The sequence below is a fragment of the Methanoculleus nereidis genome (assembly GCF_032944295.1).
GTDB classification, from domain to species: domain Archaea; phylum Halobacteriota; class Methanomicrobia; order Methanomicrobiales; family Methanoculleaceae; genus Methanoculleus; species Methanoculleus nereidis.
On the sequence record NZ_JABFFQ010000009.1, the window covers coordinates 23,094 to 39,061 of the forward strand.

At 60.3% G+C, this 15,968-nt stretch carries 10 protein-coding genes; 6 read left to right on the plus strand and 4 right to left on the minus strand.

Annotation, left to right across the window (positions count from 1 at the left end; genetic code table 11):
• Positions 1–532: 532 nt before the first annotated feature.
• Complete coding sequence (locus HL657_RS10690; protein ID WP_317296806.1) at positions 533–7,066, plus strand: Ig-like domain-containing protein; 6,534 nt, start codon at positions 533–535, stop codon at positions 7,064–7,066.
• Between the two features lie 121 nt (positions 7,067–7,187).
• Here the strand turns inward: HL657_RS10690 and HL657_RS10695 are convergent, their stop codons facing one another.
• Both HL657_RS10695 and HL657_RS10700 read right to left on the minus strand, forming a co-directional pair.
• Positions 7,188–8,270 carry a GHMP family kinase ATP-binding protein gene (locus HL657_RS10695; protein ID WP_317296807.1) on the minus strand — a complete coding sequence of 361 codons (1,083 nt, stop codon included), beginning with the start codon at positions 8,268–8,270 and terminating at the stop codon, positions 7,188–7,190.
• A gap of 13 nt (positions 8,271–8,283) precedes the next feature.
• Positions 8,284–8,835, minus strand: coding sequence for a ferredoxin domain-containing protein (locus HL657_RS10700; protein WP_317296808.1), 552 nt, complete (start codon positions 8,833–8,835; stop codon positions 8,284–8,286).
• A gap of 92 nt (positions 8,836–8,927) precedes the next feature.
• Here HL657_RS10700 and msrA point away from each other — a divergent pair, with 92 nt between their 5' ends.
• The 3 genes from msrA to HL657_RS10715 all read left to right on the plus strand — a co-directional run bounded on the left by msrA (position 8,928) and on the right by HL657_RS10715 (position 12,260).
• Positions 8,928–9,419, plus strand: a complete 492-nt coding sequence (gene msrA, locus HL657_RS10705) for a peptide-methionine (S)-S-oxide reductase MsrA (RefSeq protein WP_317296809.1) — start codon at positions 8,928–8,930, stop codon at positions 9,417–9,419.
• A gap of 266 nt (positions 9,420–9,685) precedes the next feature.
• Positions 9,686–10,648: a sulfurtransferase gene (locus HL657_RS10710; RefSeq protein ID WP_317296810.1), complete on the plus strand. Its 963-nt coding sequence runs from the start codon at positions 9,686–9,688 to the stop codon at positions 10,646–10,648.
• Positions 10,649–11,285: 637 nt separating this feature from the next.
• Entirely contained in the window at positions 11,286–12,260 is a 975-nt protein-coding gene (locus HL657_RS10715) for a TIGR00341 family protein (RefSeq protein ID WP_317296811.1), read from the plus strand.
• A gap of 14 nt (positions 12,261–12,274) precedes the next feature.
• Here the strand turns inward: HL657_RS10715 and HL657_RS10720 are convergent, their stop codons facing one another.
• Positions 12,275–12,454: a hypothetical protein gene (locus HL657_RS10720; RefSeq protein ID WP_394804656.1), complete on the minus strand. Its 180-nt coding sequence runs from the start codon at positions 12,452–12,454 to the stop codon at positions 12,275–12,277.
• Between the two features lie 208 nt (positions 12,455–12,662).
• Here HL657_RS10720 and HL657_RS10725 point away from each other — a divergent pair, with 208 nt between their 5' ends.
• Positions 12,663–13,670, plus strand: a complete 1,008-nt coding sequence (locus tag HL657_RS10725; RefSeq protein ID WP_317296812.1) for a phosphate uptake regulator PhoU — start codon at positions 12,663–12,665, stop codon at positions 13,668–13,670.
• Between the two features lie 81 nt (positions 13,671–13,751).
• Positions 13,752–15,002, plus strand: a complete 1,251-nt coding sequence (locus HL657_RS10730) for an SLC13 family permease (RefSeq protein ID WP_317296813.1) — start codon at positions 13,752–13,754, stop codon at positions 15,000–15,002.
• 3 nt (positions 15,003–15,005) lie between these two features.
• On the opposite strand, the gene HL657_RS10735 is transcribed toward HL657_RS10730, so the two are convergent.
• Positions 15,006–15,878 carry a polynucleotide 5'-hydroxyl-kinase gene (locus HL657_RS10735; RefSeq protein WP_317296814.1) on the minus strand — a complete coding sequence of 291 codons (873 nt, stop codon included), beginning with the start codon at positions 15,876–15,878 and terminating at the stop codon, positions 15,006–15,008.
• Positions 15,879–15,968: the final 90 nt, after the last annotated feature.

Here is a 15,968-nt window from a genome sequence, read left to right on the forward strand (position 1 = left end):
TCTGGCCTCTCGAACGGATTTCCTGGAGCTTCCATTTCTGCCAATCTTATGCGATAGATTATTTGTAGGAGAAAGGTCTGCCCGTGTCACCCAAATAAGCAGGAAGGTCGGCCATTTTCACAATATTATAGTTCATCAAATTGTATTTGCAAACATATATATAGCACGACATATATTTTCCTTCTCTGTCCTCATATCGGACGGATAGGTCAAGGGGAAATCGACTGTGAATATCATCAAATTTCCATACTTTTCACCAACCTTCTGCCAGTACAGGCGTTTCCATTACTCAATCGACCGTCACCACTGTTATCACACCTCCCTCTCCACGGCTCCATAAGTTTGGGCCGCAGCCGCACCACTGTTGCCATCCAGATCTCCATCCGTTCGACGAGACGTGAAACGCAGATGAACATGGCTGCCTGAGGAGCTAGGCTCGCAGGGTGCGGGTTCCCTTCCCGCAATACGCGGACGCACGAAGTCCGGCGACCGGAGGCTCCGTTGGGCAATTTTGCCGAATGAGGTATGAAATATGAGAGTGCGTAAAAGCGCGATTGCAGGAGTACTGCTCCTGCTCATTGCCGTGCTGGCAGTGCCAGTGGCGGCGGCGGAAGAGTATGTGTTTGTAGCGAAGTGGGGTTCGTATGGAACGGGTGATGGGCAGTTTGATCAGCCGTGGGGCGTTGCCGTGGATAGTGCTGATAACGTCTATGTGGCCGAACTCATCAACGACCGCATTCAGAAGTTTGACAGTTCTGGTAACTTCCTCACCATGTGGGGTTCGTCTGGAACCAACGATGGACAGTTCCAGCGACCCCAAGCTGTTGCCGTGGATACTGCTGGCAACGTCTATGTAACTGATGACGGTAATAGCCGCGTACAGAAGTTTGATGATTCTGGCAGATTCATCACCGCGTGGGGTTCAAAGGGATCGGACGATGGAAATTTTTCCTGGCCCGCTGGCATTGCCGTGAATGCAGTTGGCAACATCTACGTGGCCGATGCTGGCAATAACCGCATCCAGAAGTTCACCGGTAGCGCCTTTCTCATCAAGTGGGGTTCGTATGGAACGGGTGATGGGCAGTTCGATCGGCCGTGGGGCGTTGCTGTGGATAGTGCCGATAACGTTTATGTGGTTGATAACTGGAATCATCGCATCCAGAAGTTCGATGCTGATGGCACCTTCCTTACCACATTGGGATCATTGGGAGCGAATGAGGGACAATTCCTGTACCCCCAGGGTGTTACCGTAGATCGTGCTGGCAACGTCTATGTAGCCGATACCTCTAATTACCGCATCCAGAAGTTCGACGCTGACGGCACCTTCCTCACCATGTGGGGGTCATCTGGGTATAGTGACGGACAGTTTTGGTCTCCATGGAGTGTTGCCGTGGACAGTGCTGGTAACGTCTATGTAGCCGATCGTGGTAATAACCGCATCCAGAAGTTCGCCCCCATCCCCATACCGACAATCACCGGGATTGCTCCCAACTCCAGCACCAACAACGGCCCGGTGAGCATCACCGACCTCTCCGGCACCGGGTTTATCGACGGCGCAACCGTGAAGCTCACCCGGGCGGAAGAAGCAGATATCGTGGCAACGAATGTTTCCGTTCTCTCTTCAACGCAGATCACCTGCACGCTGGACCTGACCAGCGCAGCCACAGGATCCTGGAACGTCGTTGTGGCGAACCCCGGCGGTCAGCCGGTCACCCTGGCGGACGGGTTCACCGTGACTGCAGGGAATCAGGCCCCGGTCGCGGCCAATGATACCTATACAGCCGACGAAGGCGTCACGCTCTCGGTCGATGCTCCCGGGGTGCTTGCGAACGATAACGATCCCGACGGCGATCCTCTCACCGCAGTCCTGGTCGACGATGTTTCGAACGGTAAATTGGACCTGAACGCTGATGGTTCGTTCACGTACATGCCTGATACAGGATTCTCGGGTATAGACACGTTCACCTATACGGCAAACGCTGGATCTCAGAGTTCTAACGTTGCTACAGTATCTATAATGGTCAATCCGGCTTCGGCGGTTTTAACATCGATTGTGGTAACCCCGGCCGAAGCAACCCTTGACGTAGGGGCGACCCGGCAATTCACGGCAACCGGGTATGACCAGTACGAGAATCCCCTACCTACCGGTGAGGTCGTCTGGTCCAGCACGAATGACACCGTCGGGACGATCGATGCGTCCGGTCTGTTTACCGCGCTGGCTGCAGGCAGTACGGAGCTCATTGCCGAAGCAAACGGAACCTCAGGCAAGGCGAATGTAACGGTTACTCCTGCAGCTCAGGTCTTGACATCCATCGCGGTGACGCCAGAATCCCCTGCACTGGAGATCGGAACCGCTCAGCAATTTACTGCGACCTGTTACGATCAATATGGCCAGACGATACCCGATGTGACCGTTTCCTGGTCAAGTAGCAACATCTCAGTTGGAACTATCGAATCAGACGGGATGTTTACGGCACTCACCGCCGGATCCACCACGGTGACGGCGTCTGCTGATGACATTTCAGGACAGACTGTGGCGACCGTGAATCCATCGGCCTCAGCAGTAACCCGCATTGCGGTATCTCCTCCATCGGTTACCCTTGATATGGGTGACACGCAAGCGTTTGTGGCCACCTGCTACGATCAGTATGAAGATGAGATGCCCGGGACCGATGTTTCCTGGTCAAGTGATAATACAACCGTAGGAACCATCGACGCGACAGGCCTCTTCACGGCAACCGCAGAAGGTTCCACGACGGTCACAGCCACTGCGACGGAGATTTCCGGGACGGCTGAAGTGGCAGTTACTCCCGCACTGACCGTCACCGGGATTGCTCCCAACTCCAGCACCAACAACGGCCCGGTGAGCATCACCGATCTCTCCGGCACCGGGTTTGTCGACGGCGCAACCGTGAAGCTCACCCGGGCGGAAGAAGCAGATATCGTGGCAACGAATGTTTCCATTCTCTCTTCAACACAGATCACCTGCACGCTGGACCTGACCGGAGCCGCTGTGGGGCCCTGGAACGTGGTGGTGACGAATCCTGATGAACGGTACGATATCCTGTCAGATGGATTTGCCGTCGTGGCGGTGAGTGAGGTTGTAACGTTCAACGATCCCGGCCTCGAGGCTGCAGTGCGCGAAGCGCTGGGTAAGCCCGTGGGGGATATTACGGCTGAGGATATGGCCGGGCTTGATACTCTAAATGCAGACTGGAGAGGAATCAGCGATCTATCGGGGCTGGAATATGCGACCAACCTGCAGGGACTTAACCTTCGGTACAACTTCCAGATCAGCGACCTCGGTCCCCTTGCCGGCCTGACAAACTTGCAGACGCTTTTCCTTGATCACAACCAGATCAGCGATCTCAGCCCCCTTACCGGCCTGACAAGCCTGCAGCATCTTGGCCTTGGTGTCAACCAGATCAGCGACCTCAGCCCCCTTGCTGGTCTGACAAATCTGAGGGATCTTGACCTTGCTGGCAACCAGATCAGCGACCTCGGCCCCCTTGCCGACCTGACAAATCTGCAACATCTTTACCTTAGTGGCAACCAGATCAGCGACCTCGGCCCCCTTGCCGGCCTGATGAACCTGCAGACTCTTGACCTTTATACCAACCAGATCAGCGACCTCGGCCCCCTTACCGGCCTGGCAAACCTGCAGGATCTTTCCCTTCATAATAACCAGATCAGCGACCTCAGCCCCCTTACCGGTCTGACAAACCTGCAGGATCTTTCCCTTCATAATAACCAGATCAGCGACCTCAGCCCCCTTACCGGTCTGACAAACTTGCAGACGCTTTTCCTTTATAATAACCAGATCAGCAACCTCAGCCCACTTGCCGGCATGACAAACTTGCAGATGCTTTTCCTTGAGTCCAACCAGATCAGCGACCTCGGCCCCCTTGCCGACCTGACAAATCTGCAGACTCTTGACCTTGATCACAACCAGATCAGCGACCTCGGCCCCCTTGCCGGCCTGACAAACCTGGGGAGTCTTGACCTTGGGTACAACCAGATCAGCGACCTCGGCCCCCTTGCCGACCTGACAAATCTGCAACATCTTTACCTTAGTGGCAACCAGATCAGCGACCTCGGCCCCCTTGCCGGCCTGACAAACCTGGGGAGTCTTTACCTTGGGTACAACCAGATCAGCGACATCAGCCCACTGGTTGCCAACAGCGGGCTCGGCTCGCGTGACTATGTGTACCTACATTACAACTACCTCGACCTCACCCCGGGATCCGCCGCGATGAATGACATCCAGACGCTGTTAGACAGAGGAGTGTACGCCTATTATAAACCGCAAAATCCGTTGCCGACTTACACCCTTGACCTCGCCGTGAACCCTGACGGGAGCGGCACCGTCACCGGCGCCGGGACCTATGCAGCTGGAGCCACGGTTTCCATCACAGCGACACCCAATGAAGGCTGGGTGTTCATCAACTGGACAAATGCGACAGGAACTCCAGTAAGTTCCGAGCCAAACTTCGACTATGCCATGCCAGCCCAGAACACGGCGCTCATCGCCAATTTCGAGCCAGCGCCCCCCGTTCTCACCCGCATTGATGTATCACCGGCCGAAGCAACCCTTGACGTAGGGGCGACCCGGCAATTCACGGCAACCGGGTATGACCAGTACGGGAATCCCATACCTGCCGGGGAGATCGTCTGGTCCAGCACGAATGATACCGTAGGAACCATCGACGCGACAGGCCTCTTCACGGCAACCGCGGAAGGTTCCACGACGGTCACAGCCACTGCGGGGGAGGTTTCCGGGACGGCTGAAGTGATAGTTACTCCCGCACTGACCGTCACCGGGATCACTCCCGACGCCGGACCCAACACCGGCCCGGTGAGTATCACCGACCTCTCCGGCACCGGGTTTGTCGACGGCGCAACCGTGAAACTCACCCGGACCGGAGAACCGGACATTGTAGCGACCAATGTTTCCGTCGTCTCCCCAACACAGATCACCTGCACGCTGGACCTGACCGGCGCTGCCGTGGGGCCCTGGAACGTGATGGTGACCAATCCGAGCAATCAGTCCGCAACTCTTACCGATAGGTTTACCGTGAATGCAGGGAACCGTGCCCCGATCGCGGGAGACGACACCTACACGACAGACGAAGATACGCTTCTCACTGTTGCCGCTCCCGGAGTGCTCGAGAACGATAACGACCCCGATGGCGATACACTCACGGCGAGCCTGGTGGCCAGCACCACAAACGGCACTCTGGCGCTCAACCCCGACGGCTCGTTCGCGTATACACCGAACCCCGGGTGGAGTGGCAACGACACGTTCACCTACGCGGCAAACGACAGTCTCCTCGCCTCGAACACAGCAACCGTGACGATCACCGTCAACGCAGTTAATGAAGCGCCGACAGCTGCTGACGACACCTACGTGACAGACGAGAACATTCCCCTCACTATCACAGCTCCGGGCGTGCTCGCGAACGATGGCGATCCGGACGGCGATATGCTCACTGCCGTTCTGGTGGTCGGTGTCACGAACGGCACACTGACGTTCAACCCCGATGGCTCGTTCACCTACACACCGAACGCCGGGTGGAGTGGCAACGACACCTTCACCTACACGGCAAACGATAGCCTTCTCGCCTCGAACGTTGCCACAGTGACGATCACCGTCAACGCAGTCAACGAGGCGCCGGTAGCCGTTGATGATAACTACACCACCGATGAGGGCACGACACTGACGGTATCCGCACCAGGCGTGCTCGCAAACGATGACGACCCCGATGGGGATGCACTCACCGCAGCACTCGATGCTGGCCCGGGCCACGGCACTCTCACCCTGAACCCGGACGGGTCGTTTATCTACACGCCCGAGAGCGGATTTTCCGGGACGGACTCGTTCACCTATACAGCCAACGACGGGACGCTCGGATCTGCAACGGCAACTGTGACCATCACCGTGAATCCGGTCAATGAGGCGCCGATAACCGTTGACGACACCTACGCCACCGACGAAGGCGTCACGCTCTCGGTCAATGCTCCTGGGGTGCTTGCGAACGATGACGACCCAGATGCTGATACGCTCACGGCAGTTCTGGTTGACGGCGTCTCACACGGCACGTTGACGCTCAACCCTGACGGGTCGTTTGTGTACACACCCGACACAGACTTTGCAGGGACGGATTCCTTCACCTACAGAGCGTCCGACGGAGAACTCGAATCCGCCACAGCAACCGTGACCATCACGGTCACCGCGGTGAACCATCCCCCGGTTGCCGCCGGTGATGCCTGCACCCTAGAGCAGGATACCACTCATACTGAGCCTGCCCCTGGAGTGCTCGCAAACGATGATGACCCGGACGGCGATGACCTGACCGCTGTGCTGGAGAGCAGTGTCTCGCACGGAAGTCTGACGCTGAACACAGACGGCTCGTTCACCTACACGCCAAACGCCGGATGGAGCGGCATCGACACCTTCACCTACAAAGCATTCGACGGCGAACTCTACTCAGATGTAGCAACCGTGACCATCACCGTGACTGAAGCCGCGAACAACCCCCCCGAGGTCACGGCGGTGACGGCGCCCACAGACCCCCAACTCCCGGGAAGCCTGATCCAGGTTACCGGTACGTTCACCGACCCGGATGCGGGCGACACCCACACCGCAACCTGGACCTGGGGTGACGGGGCAACGAGCGAAGGAACGGTGGACGAGGCTACGGGGACCGTTAGTGGTTCGCACACCTACACCGCGCCCGGAACCTGTACGATCACCCTGACGGTGACGGACAGCGAAGGCGCTTCGGGCACCGGGACCACAACCGTCACCGTGCAGACGCCCGCCGAAGCGACAACCGATCTGATCACCCGGGTGGAGAGCCTCGAACTATCGAGCGGGATCGAGAACGGCCTCACGTCCAAACTGGACAACGCGATTGAGAAGCTCAACAAGGGAAATGAACGTACAGCGGTCAACCAGCTCAACGCCTTCATCAACCAGGTGAAGGCGCAGAGGGGAAAGAAGATACCAACCGAGGAGGCAGACGCCCTGATCGCTATGGTGCAGAAGATCATCGAGAGCATCTAACCTGCATGATCCCTAGGCGGGGTTCTTACACCCTTCCTTTTTTACGCGCTCCGACAGTTCGCGCAAGAATTCTAAATGCTGGCGGGCCGGGGGATATCCTTCCTGCAGGTGGCCCCGCCCCTCACGCCCTCTCTTCCACCCGGATCTTCAGCCCCTCGTTATCGACCGTCGTAGCAATCGCGACCCGGAGGCCGGCCTTTTCCAAAATCGCCGTAACTTCCTCCTCGGGCCGGCCCGTAATGACCGCGATCGACGGGCCGACCGAACTCATGCCGACGAACTCGAGGCCGGCGTCCCGGAGCGCCGCCATGTAGCGGTAGATCTCAAACCCGTGGTGCTCCACCTCGGCGCGCTTCGAGCCCCGAAACTCGATCTCCCAGATGACGTCGCCGGCCTTCGCGAGATCCCCGCGCTCCAGCGCCGGGATGAGGTCCATCATGATGAGGTAGGACTTCAGCTCGCGGTCGCGGTAATCGAGCGTCCGGGCCTTGTTCATCAGGAGGTCGAACTCCTTCTCTCCCGCCGAAGAGATGTCCGAGGACGGGATGGCGATGTAGACGTTCTTGCCCCCGGCGAAGGCGTGCCGGTAGATGAGCGTCAGTTCGTCGCCCATCACCGCCATGCCCCCGTAGAGGCTCGCGGCAGGCCCGACACCGGTCTCGAACCCGAACGCGACGCTCCCGGCCTCCGTCTCCTCGACGAAGTTGCAGCCGAGGAGCAGGCGGAGCTCATCAGGGGTCAGCGGCGAACCCACGGCGACGTTGAGGGCGTTCGCGACCGCGATCAGGATGGTGCTCGTCGACCCGAGCCCCACGTGCTCGTACTGGTGGTCGCGGGCACGGATCTTAAAGCCGCCCTTATAGCCGACGACCTGCCTGAACGCCTCCACGAAGTGGCGGAGGATCGGTTCGCGAGTGTAGTCGATCTCGACTCCCGATGCCGTGCACTCGACCTCGGCGGTGCAGTAGACCCCGATGGCAAACCCGATGCCGCCCCCGCCGGGACGGTCCGGGGAGAACCGGTTCATATCGAGCACGGTAAGGTGGATCCGTGCAGGAGCACGGACAACAACGGTGCCGAGCACCGGTGCAAGCTGGTAGTCCTTCTTAAGGCCGCACAGCCGGATATTCTCGCCGGGGGAGAAGGAGGAGAACTCGTATTCGACGAGGTCGAGGTCCCCGCCCCGGATCTTCATAATAGGCATGCTGATAACCCGATTAGCGTGTACGGTCAAAGAAGATATCCTTTCCCGATGCCCGGAGCGGGATCCCGTAGGCGACGCCGCAGCCCTCCAGCCACCCAAGCGAGAGCGCCCCGACACCGACCGAGTACATAACCCGGTTGTCGACGTTGTGGATGCTCGCGGTCTTCACCGCGGAACCGACCGCGATCCCGAGATCCGCCATCCTGACGACGCAGTTCGGGCCCCGGAACGGCGTTGCCGGCGGGTTTACCTCGCGCTGGGCGTCGAGCATCTCCGCACAGGTGGCGTAGCCGCACCCGCCGCAGTCAAGGCCCACGGCGTCGGCAAGCATCGACCCGATGAGGAGGCAGGCGTCGCTTGCCGCGACGTTGCCCGCATCCCTGATGAAGAACCCCACGTCGTGCTTCTCGCCGTACTCCCGCATCGCCTCCGCGAGCACCGTCTTCTCCTCTCCGGTGACGATCATCGTCTTGATGACGTCGGTGCCCCGTGCCTTCGGGGCGGTGCGGGCAGAGAGCGCCATCAGCCGGGCGACCATCTCTACGGCTTCCGATTCAAAGGCCATGAGAGTACGTGGCACCGGCCGGGGATAAGGGTATGCCCCCGGGGGGGGACGTCGACACCTTTTTCACAGATCCCCCTCCTGGCAGATCTCTCATGGCACCGGAGAAGAGCCTCGAGCGCGCCACCTTCGGCGCAGGATGTTTCTGGGGCGTCGAGGAGACGTTCCGGCACGTGCCGGGCGTCGTGGATACGGCGGTGGGGTTCATGGGGGGCACCACCGAGAACCCGACCTACCCCGAGGTCTGCAGCGGGAGGACCGGGCACGCGGAAGTCGTGCAGGTGACCTATGATCCCGATAAAACCTCGTACCGGGAGCTCCTCGACGTCTTCTGGAACATCCACGACCCAACCACGCCCAACCGGCAGGGGCCCGATATCGGGACGCAGTACCGGTCGGCCATCTTTTTCCACACCCCGGAGCAGGAGAAGGAGGCCCGGGCCTCAAAGGGGGAGATGGACCGCTCAGGGAGGTTCCGCCGCCCCATCGTCACCGGCATCGAGCCCGCAGGAACGTTCTGGCGGGCCGAGGATTACCACCAGCAGTACTTCGCGAAGCGCGGGGGCGGGCAGTGCCGGGTGTGGTAGGGGGACGGGCTTTCCCACGCTCCGCGACTATGTGACATGTGATTTTTTGACACTCTCCACGGCTAAAGCCGGGAGATTCTTGTTTCGTTGACCGGGACGTGCACCGCCGGGCTTGGCGGTGTAGCGGTTCTGATCTCCACAAGCGTAGATTCGGGTGTGCCCCACCCTCCACCCGATCCTGCACAAGGTATATGTTGTCTCAAGCCCGCAATGGGGCCAGGCTCACCGATCGTTCGGTGAGAATACGCACTATGAGGTGAGGGAAAATGGAAGAGAAGATGTTCACCCGAGGCGGCATGGACCGTCTCCAGGCGCGGACCGACCGGGAAAACTTCCCGTACCCCCGCGGCGACGGGAAGGTCAAACTTGTGAATGCAGCCTGGCTGGCCAACCACCTGCACGATGACAACCTGACGATCGTCGACGTCCAGCCAAACATTCACGACTACATCCAGGAGCACATCCCGGGTGCCACCTACCTGACGGAAGGGGTCCTGCGGGTATCCAACCGCGGCTTCCCGGGGTCGTACAGCCCGAACGCCTGCCTGCAGGAATCGTTCCGGCGTGCGGGTATCGAGGCTGACTCTCCGGTCGTCGTCTACACCGGAAAGGGCGCGTTTTCCGGCGCGGGCGACGGGCTCGGGCAGACGATGATGGCCTACACCCTGGCGAAGTACGGCCACAACCGCGTATACCTCCTCGACGGCGGGATTGACACGTGGAAGAACGAGGGAGGCGAACTCTCGCAGGACTACCCCGCGGTCGAGCCGTCCGGCTTCACCGTCGAGGTTCGGGATGACTACCCCATCGGGTACGAGGAGTTCCGGCAGATCAAGGACAACGACGATGTGGTCGTGCTCGATGCACGCCCGGCAAAGGTGTACGAAGGAAAAGGACCCTGGCGGAAGGCCGGGCATATCCCGGGTGCCGTCAATCTGCCCTGGAAGAGCATGATGGACGAGAATAACCCGGCGCTGCTCAAATCGAACGATGAACTCGACATGATCCTGGAAGATCACGGCGTCGACCGGAGCAAGACCGTCATCTGCTCGTGCGGGACCGGTCGGGAAGCTACAAACGAATTCGTCCTCTTGAAGTGGTTCTATCTCTACCCCAATGTTCGGATCTATGAGGGATCGTTCACCGAATGGGTCACGCACCCGGATAACCCGGTCGTAGAGGGACCGGAACCACGAGAAGCGAGAGCTGCGACGACTCCTGCACGGTAATCCTTAAACTCCCGGGCAACCGGCCAAAACCTTTATTTTCTACTTTTCGATAAATGGAAACTGTTAAATATCAATATGGACTAAATAGCCCTAGAGAGATTTGGATCCACGTAAGACACTTCCCCCCTTGACGTCGTCTTTTCAGTGTGTCCTCTTCTCTCTAACTTCCATTCTTCAGGATTCCTGTTGACCGGCAGGTATGTCCCTTCAGCACGGCGCACCGTTTGCGCTGCCTCCTTGCGGTCCGGCAGCACGGCGGCCCTCCCCCGCCTCCGGTCGGACGAACCGATACCGGATCGCCGCTTCTCCTGCGTGTCCGGGAAACTTTAAATTCACTTCCCGCCATTACACTATCCGTGGACAGTACCGTTGCCGGGGTCGCGCCTGTGGACGGCGGAGATGCCATAAATGGCGAGACGGGAGCTGCTGTGCCGATATTTTTTCCACCCTACAACGCCCGCGCTGCCGCGCCATGGAGCACTGATTCAGTGGGTTTGTTAAGCGAGATTTCACACAAAGCCCGCAAGCGGCAGAGAGCGCATCGGGAGTCACAGAGTCGTCGAATAAGGTATCGCTCGGTTGATCGGGCAGTACCCGATCAGAGGGCCACACCCTCTGGAAGTGTGCGGATCCAATCATGAAAAAGATCGTTGTGCACGTCCGGGAAGACGGGCATGAAAAGATAGAAGAGGTTCTTGAAGGCCTCCATTATACGATATCGCTCGTTCAGGACATCTACCAGATCACCATATACACGCCGGAGGAGAACCTCGACGACCTGATCGAGAAGATCCAGGCCGTACTGGACCTGCGCTACAACGAGAACATAATCGAGGTATCGACACCGGAGTTCGTCATCTCGTCGCTCCTGAAACGTGCCGAGAAGAAGGTCGAAAAAAAGGAAGAGAAGACGCCGGTCGAGAAACTGCTCGACACCGTTAAGGATTATGGGACCCTGGATCTGGAAAAGTTGTCGTTGACGTCCATCGCCGGGCTGGTGGCGCTCTCCGGCCTGCTCCTCGATAACCAGACGATCATCATCGGGGCGATGCTCCTCTCCCCGATCATGGGCCCGATCTACGGGTTCTCCGTCTATGCCGCTCTCGGCAAGATCGAGAACGCCCTGCGTTGCCTCGGCGTGCTTGCGGCGCTGCTCCTGGGTGTCCTCGTCCTCTCCGCAGTCGCCACCTTTCTCATCAACCTCGTCATACCGCTCGGATTGACCGACGAGATCGCCACGCGCCTCGTGGTGAACCCCATCTACACGATAATGGCGGTGCTCCTCGGGTTCGCGGCGGTGGTGGCATTCAACCGGGGCACTTCGGAGGTGATCGCCGGCGTCGCCATCGCTGCCGCCATCATCCCGCCGACGGTGGTGGCCGGCCTTGTTCTGGTGCTCCAGCCCATGAGCATGATCACTACTGCGCTGCTGGTGGCCGGGCAGGTTGTCGGACTGATAGCGGGCGCGCTCGTCGCCGTGACCGTGCTGAAGATCAAGCCCCGGGATACCCGCGACCAGAATGTCGCAAAGCGATACGTGACATGGTCGGTCGCACTGATCGTGCTGCTGATCGTTCTGCTTCTCTGGATCTCGTGGCTCATGTGGAGTTAGCGGCCTGTGCCGTATCACTTCACTACTACCCGCTCACCGGTGGTATCGCAGGCGTGATCGGCACAGCGTTCCAGGTAGCGTGCGATCATCACGTAGTCGATGCACCGGGGGATGTTGTGCGGGTCCTCCATCATGGGGTGATCAGATCCAATCTCCCCGTTGAGCGGCATGCTCCCGCCCGAAAGGGGGTTCATGGTGCCTGCTCGGGCCCCAGCTTCTTCCTGGCGTGCCCGTCCCCCGGGCACTCTGCCGATCCGGGCCAGGTGCTTATTGCGTGAGTATACCGGGCGGATAGGTGTTCCCGAAGAGGACTATATGAGTATATTCACCCACAATAAACTCCGGTAGCGTATATACTACAGAGAATGCATATACCCTGACGGTGCCAACGCGTACCAACCCATGGAGATCAGGAAAGTTCAGATCACCGGCGGTTCGTCATACATCGTATCCCTGCCGAAACAGTGGATCAGGTCCGCGAACATCCAGAAGAACGATCCGGTGGGGCTGATCGTGCAGCCCGACGGCTCGCTTCTGGTCACCCCGAAGATCAGCGGAGAGACGGCCCAGCGGACCAGGGTCTTCGAGGTCGGTGCCGCGACGGACCGCACCGACCTGCTCCGTCTCCTCATAGGGGCGTATATCGCGGGCTTTGCGGTCATCCGCCTTGAATCGAAGGGACGGTTGCCGCCGTTCATCCTGCAACTGGTCAGGGAGTTCACCCAGATGGCGATCGGGCAGGAGGTGGTCGGCGAAACGGAGTCCTCGATAACGATCAAGGATCTCCTCAACCCCGCAGAGATGCCGTTTGAGAACACCATCAAGCGGATGCACCTTCTCGCGCGGGGCATGCAGCAGGATGCGATGGCTGTGGTAAGAGGACGCGACGCGGCTCTTGCCGGGGATGTCGTCGGGCGGGATACGGAAGTCGACCGGCTGCACTGGCTGGTTGCGCGGCAGGATAACCTCATCATAAGCGACGCCACGCTCTCGCGCCGGATGGGCATCCCGGTAAACCAGGCGGCGCACTACCTTCAGGTCAGCAGGATCATCGAGCGGATAGCCGACCACGCCACCCGGGTGGCGCATAACGCCCTCGCCCTGATCGACCGCGAGGTCGAGGCGGCGACGCTCGACCTCATGGACGAAGCGAGCGCGCTTGCCCTGCAGATCTTTTCCTGGAGCATGGAAGCGTTCCATACGGGGGACATCAGGAAGGCCAACGAGACGCTGCAGGGGGTGCGCGACCTCGAGGAGAAAACCCGGGAGATCGATACCCGGGTGCTCCGGTTCGAGGCGGTGGCGGCGATCCCGATGAGGCAGATCACAGACAGTATCCGGCGGATCGGAGAATACTCCGGCGACATCTGTGAAAGCGTCATCAACTATACCGTCGGGCTGGAAGGCTGAGGCGGCTTTCCGGCCGCACGATCCTTTTTTCGGATACAAAGCAAACGCTCTCGGTAAGCGCAGTCCCTTGCCGGCGGTACCATGGGCACACTCATCCCCCTCGTCGTTCTTGTCATCGTCTTCCTCCTGATCGCGGTCCGAAAGATCGGGAACGTCAACTTCCGCATCTGGCAGGTGATGCTCCTCGGCGCGCTCGTGGTCCTCGCGACGGGATCGATCACGCCACTCGATGCGCTTGCGTCCGTCAACCTCGACGTGATGCTCTTCCTCTTCTTCATGTTCGTGATCGGAGAAGCGCTTGCGGCGAGCGGCTACCTCTATCACCTCTCCTTTCGCCTCTTTTCGCGGGCGGGGTCGGTCCGGCACCTGCTCGTTCTCATCCTCGCCGGAGCAGGCGTGCTCTCGGCGCTCCTGATGAACGACACGCTCGCGGTCGTCGGCACCCCGCTGATGCTCTACTTCGCCCGGCGGCACGGCATCTCCCCAAAACTCCTGCTTCTTACGCTTGCATTCGCCGTCACGACGGGGAGCGTCGCAAGCCCCATCGGAAACCCGCAGAACCTCCTTATCGCGCTCTCGGGCGGGATCGAGAACCCGTTCATTACGTTCCCGCTCTACCTGGCCGTCCCGACGGCAATCTCGCTCCTGCTCACCTACGTCTTCCTCTGCCGGGCGTTTCCGGGCGAACTCCACCCCACACCGCTGGTCCACCGCGAGGAGGAGATCCGTGACCCCGAACTTGCGGCCCTCTCGCGATTCTCGCTCATCCTGCTCGTCCTCCTGATCGCCGCCAGGGTCGCCGTGGTCATGCTCGTCCCACAGATCGATATCCGGCTGACCTGGATCGCGGTCGTTGCGGCCATACCCGTCCTCGCCGGGAGCAGGCGGCGGTGCGAGATCCTCCGCAGGATCGACTGGCCGACCCTGGTCTTCTTCGCCGCCCTCTTCGTCCTTATGGCGAGTGTCTGGCAGTCCGGGTTCATCCAGCCGCTCATCGAAGAGAGTTCCCTTGATCTCGGCGCCGTCCCGGTCATCGTCGTGCTGGGCGTCATCGTCTCCCAGTTCGTCTCGAACGTCCCCTTCGTCGCCCTCTCCCTCCCCGCGCTCTCGCACCTCGGGACATCCACCGTCGGGATGATGGCGCTTGCGGCCGGCAGCACCATCGCCGGAAATATGCTGATCCTCGGGGCGGCCAGCAACGTCATCGTCATCCAGGGCGCGGAGAGGGACGGCGAGACGCTGACGTTCGCCGAGTTTGCGCGGGTCGGCATCCCGCTCACCCTCGCCCAGACAGCCGTATACGTGGTCTTCCTCTCGCTCATCGGGGCGTGAGGGTCAGGGCCGGCGCGACTCCATCGACCCCGGAGCCGCCCCGAGGTCCAGGGAGATCGATCCGAACCGGACCGATGCGACCGCGGCCGGGTCGAAGGGCGGGGCAACAACCTCAAGCAGGCGCCTTCCGGGGTGCAGGTCTTCGACGATGCCGAGGGCGAGGACGAAGTTCTCGGCGTCGTTTAAGGAGACCAGTCTTCCGGCGGCCCCGCGGGGATCCCTCATGTCGGGCACCCTGCCCTGGAGCCCGAGCTGCCGGAGCGAGACTTCCTGCGACTTCGCGTCGGCAAAATAGGATGCGAACTGCTCCTCGCGGTAGCGCCGCCGTCCGGCGGCGGGCCGGGTGACGACCGCAGGCGAGACCGGAAGGCGGTGGATCACAACCCCTGGGTGCCGGGCGAAGTTCGCGAGCAGCCGTTCGAGCTCCCGCCCGCGCTGGAGGGCGACGATGCGGGTGGGGCGGAGGAGGTCGATCATCTGCAACTGGAACTCAATGCCCACCCCGCCGGCGACGAGCCCGGGCGAGTCGATGACGGTGGTGCGGGCCCCACGTTCGGCTGCTTTCTCGACGAGGCGTTTCGCTCCCGTGATGGTCTGGACGAAGTGGCCGCCCGGCGACGTCGAACCGACGAACCGGAGGCAGGGCTTCGATGGACCGGGGTAGAGCGCCATCCCCTCGGTCGTCGGAGGGCCAAGCCGGGACTGCCCGGTGTCGCAGTCGACGTATGCCGTCCTCATGCACGCTGCCGCCTCGTCGACGAGGTAGCGGCAGAACGTCGTCTTTCCGCTGTCCGTCGATCCGACGACGTAGACCCGCTCCGGGATATCCTGGAGCGCCGCGACGACCTCTTCCCATCCTTCCCCTATGCAGATCATAGGCCTCCTGAAAGAGGGTATTGTGGTTCATAGGTATAGTGCCTGACGCAACGCTCCTCCCCCCGGGAGAGGCTTTATCAGGAGGATACC